Here is a 3,511-nt window from a genome sequence, read left to right on the forward strand (position 1 = left end):
CGCCCACTCCAGGACCGCCCCGTCCGCGTTGATCGCGAAACGCTCTCGCTGGGCTATGCCGGGGTGTACTCGTCCTTCCTCCGGCATTCAGAGAAGGCAGCGAAAGATTATGGGATCGATACACGTGAAATCCTGGTTGAACTAGGACGTAGGCGTATGGTTGGTGGCCAGGAAGATATGATCGTCGACGTAGCCCTGGATATATTGAAAGAACAACAATCCACTCAAAAACTTGCGACGTGAGCGACCAATCTTTATTGACTGTTGTCTTGCATCGCGGTCACGATGCGAGACTACAATCATCTATCTGGTATCAATCTCTCGATGCAGCCTGTTGTAATTGTGACGGCTGCGAGATTCAATCTGTCTGGACGAACGGCGCAGTCAGAACACGCTCAATCTGCTTATGTGCGTACAGTGCTTTTGGCTCGGTGAGCGCACTTTTTCATCGCCTTTTGACCTAAGCGAGCAACCTTGAAGTTTCCATGATAAATTGAAATTGGCACGCCTTCTGCATTCCCCTGACGCGGGAGGCAGATCCATGCTTGTTCACACGATAGAAGACCTGAACGATACCCTCGCCAGGTATGACTACACCGCCAATCTCTCACGCGGGAACTGGGCCTGGGAATTCGCCCGGCGCAATTCCGCGCTGAAAGCCGCCGCCTATGCTGCGCAACCTGACTTTGAAACAAGAACGGCATGTTGTGACATACAGCTTCTCCGGCTTTGCGAGCAGGACCGCCAAGCCGAAGACTGGGGACTTCTCTATTTTCCGAACCCAGATCAGTCGGCCCTTACCACGCATGTCTTCTGGTCCGACAAGACCTATCCCCGCAAGGTCGCCGTTCACGTGCGTGAAAGAGAGCGCGGCGAGATCGACGAAATCTTCGAAAAGAGCACGCGCCTCTGCAAGATCATCCATCTCGTGGATGCCTTCGAGCACGAACACATCCTTGTCAAAGGTAAGAAGTGCTCGATCCAGGTCAGGTGCAGTGGCAAGTCGCTCTTGTCCCTCGAGCCTGTAAAAATGGAATTCTCCATCTCGGGATTCAGCACAATGCAGGATCACGTGAATGCGCTGAACCGTGCCCAGAAGGTCTACGGCGACGACGACATGTCGCCTCCTGTCTGGTCACGCAAGGGCCTCGGCTATCGCAACGCTCTTGTCGCCTTGGATGCCCACGACGCGGGACTCACCTATCGTGAAACCGCGACGATTTTCTATGGTGAGAAGCGCATCTCGGAAGAATGGGGCGGACCGTCGTCCGCCATGAAGTCCGAAATGGCCCGCCTGCTCGCCAAGGGCCAGCGCCTTCGGGACGGCGAATATTTCTCCCTTTTGGAAGAGAACCTTTGACCTGCCCCTCCGCACATCGAAGAGCGCATACGACGTCATCCGGTCGAACGCTCTATTTCGATTAGCGGCTTACGAACTGGTAGACACCTCTTAGTATCTCAAAGCACTTGTAAGCATCGCCCCTCCCCCGCCTGCTGACGCGGGGCTGTCCGGGAGACGAGAGCCCTCCACCTCGTCCACGTCACCTGACCGGGCCCGGCTCGTCTCCGGTCACGCGGCCACCCGTTCGGGTCGCCGCGCGCTGCGGGGGCTCGCCGGCGGGGGCCGCGCTTTGCTTCCCACTGGCCTTACGGCCAGAGGGGTCAGGCGCGCGTGGCCTCTCGATACCTCAATCTGCCTCGGGCGATGGCATGAGCCATTTGCCGAGAACGGTCACATCCTGGCGCTCGTAGCCGAGGGCATTGTAGAAGGCAGTCGCGGTCTCGTTCTCCCCGCGCACCATGAGCTGCACCTTCGGCGTCCCCCGCGCCGTCAGCCAAAGCTCGGCTTCGGCCATCATTTCGCGCCCATGGCCGCAGGCTTTACGGTCTGGGCTGACAGCCAGATAGTAGATCCAGCCGCGATGGCCGTCATGGCCGACCACGGCGCTGGCAATGACATCGTTATCTAATGTACCGACGAGGATCGTGGCATCGCGGGATGCGATCGACCGGTCCATGTCTGCATTCGGGTCGTCCCATCGCCGGGTCAGCGCACACGCCTCCCAAAGCGCAATCAGCGCTGCGCGGTCAGCTTCCCGGAAGTCTCGTATATCCAAGGCCATGGCTGTCGGGTCTGGAAGGATTCGTATCCACGGCACCAGCCTGCCTGTTTGGTGTTTGAAAGCGTGGACAAGCTTTCCCAGCAGCCGGGAGGGGGCGGACGGCGCGTCTGCCCGGGCGCGGCCCGCGCGCAAGGCGCCGGTGACCTGGGTCCGCCGGTTCTTTCCGTGCCTCCTACCTTTCCGCCTTGCCCCCGGCCCTCATACGCCCGGGCGCCCGCACCTTTCGTCCGCCCCCTCCCGCCTGCCGGGAAAGGCACGCGGGCGAGGTTCAATTTTGCGAGGCTGACATGACCCCTTCACACGAGACTCCCGCTCCCCTTGGAACAGCGACCGGACCAGATTTGCGGGACACGCCCCGCATCTATGTCGCCTGTCTTGCCGCGTATAATAATGGACGGCTCCACGGGGCGTGGATCGACGCGACAGAACCGGACGAGATGATGCAGGGCGTCCGCGCCATGCTGGCGGCGTCGCCTGAACCGGGTGCGGAGGAATGGTCAATTCATGACTATGAGGGGTTCGAAGGCGCGCGCATTTCCGAATATGCCTCCTTCGAGACAGTTTGCGCCCTTGCGGACTTCATCACCGAACACGGGAGCCTTGGAGCGAAACTCTACCGCGAATTCGGCGATGACCTTGAACAGGCTCACGCCGCGTTTGAAGACTATGCAGGCGAATATCGCAGCGCCGCAGACTTTGCCGAGGAAGTGACGCGCGACAGCGGGACAGAGATTCCGGCCTCGCTCGATTACTATATCGACTGGACCGCGCTTGCCCGCGACATGGCGATGAATGGCGAGATCATGGTGTTCCAGACGGGCTTTGATGAAGTCCACATTTTCTGGAGCCGCTGAGTCATGGCGTTCCGGGAGAGATTTGACCGCTATGTGTGCGAGGGCGACAGCATTGCCGTCGAGATTGACGGCTTTCGCGTCACCGCGCGGATCGTCCGCGACGACTGTCCGGATAGTCCAGACGAGCGCCAGGACGGATTCTGGCCATCGCTCAATATTGGCGACCCGGGATTTATCGGACCCGGAAACAATTTCCGCGAGCGGCTGACGAAGGCGCAAGCAGACGCCGAAGCCGTCATGGACGCGTGGCGCAAGGATGAGTGGTTCTATTGCGGAATCGTGCTCGCCATTGAACGCGAAAGCGTGGAACTGGAATCTCATGCCGCCAGCTTATGTTGAGCTCTACATAAGCTGGCTTGTGTTGAGTCCACGATTATGTGGAGCACTCCGCTTAACCCTCTGTATCGATATGATTTTGTCATCGGCAAGCTCCACATAATCTCTGGCACCCAAGGCATCACGTTGTCGGCGGCTTGCTTCGCGTGACTGGCCGCGAGTGAACGTCTGACAGCATACTAATGAGGCGGTCGGATA

4 protein-coding genes and 1 pseudogene are annotated in these 3,511 nt (G+C 59.1%); 4 read left to right on the plus strand and 1 reads right to left on the minus strand.

The genetic code is table 11. The annotated features are described in order from the left end of the window. Window positions 1–243 (plus strand): annotated as a pseudogene (locus HY30_RS15330) (4-hydroxy-2-oxovalerate aldolase); the annotation flags it as partial. Between the two features lie 298 nt (window positions 244–541). Beyond that, window positions 542–1,360, plus strand: coding sequence for a DNA -binding domain-containing protein (locus HY30_RS15335; RefSeq protein WP_034742714.1), 819 nt, complete (start codon window positions 542–544; stop codon window positions 1,358–1,360). A gap of 328 nt (window positions 1,361–1,688) precedes the next feature. On the opposite strand, the gene HY30_RS15340 is transcribed toward HY30_RS15335, so the two are convergent. Then, a complete protein-coding gene (locus HY30_RS15340; protein WP_206741490.1) occupies window positions 1,689–2,159 on the minus strand; it encodes a GNAT family acetyltransferase in 471 nt (156 codons plus the stop codon). Window positions 2,160–2,410: 251 nt separating this feature from the next. Here HY30_RS15340 and HY30_RS15345 point away from each other — a divergent pair, with 251 nt between their 5' ends. Further along, window positions 2,411–2,977 carry an antirestriction protein ArdA gene (locus tag HY30_RS15345; RefSeq protein WP_045695777.1) on the plus strand — a complete coding sequence of 189 codons (567 nt, stop codon included), beginning with the start codon at window positions 2,411–2,413 and terminating at the stop codon, window positions 2,975–2,977. A gap of 3 nt (window positions 2,978–2,980) precedes the next feature. Beyond that, entirely contained in the window at window positions 2,981–3,316 is a 336-nt protein-coding gene (locus tag HY30_RS15350; protein WP_051615560.1) for a hypothetical protein, read from the plus strand. Window positions 3,317–3,511: the final 195 nt, after the last annotated feature.

It is taken from the genome of Hyphomonas chukchiensis (assembly GCF_000682695.1).
GTDB classification, from domain to species: Bacteria; Pseudomonadota; Alphaproteobacteria; order Caulobacterales; family Hyphomonadaceae; genus Hyphomonas; species Hyphomonas chukchiensis.

Bases quoted from the DNA above. Each gene is read 5' to 3' on its own strand.
- HY30_RS15335 (WP_034742714.1), top strand. From the start codon at position 542: ATGCTTGTTCACACGATAGAAGACCTGAACGATACCCTCGCCAGGTAT.
- HY30_RS15350 (WP_051615560.1), top strand. From the start codon at position 2,981: ATGGCGTTCCGGGAGAGATTTGACCGCTATGTGTGCGAGGGCGACAGC.
- HY30_RS15345 (WP_045695777.1), top strand. From the start codon at position 2,411: ATGACCCCTTCACACGAGACTCCCGCTCCCCTTGGAACAGCGACCGGA.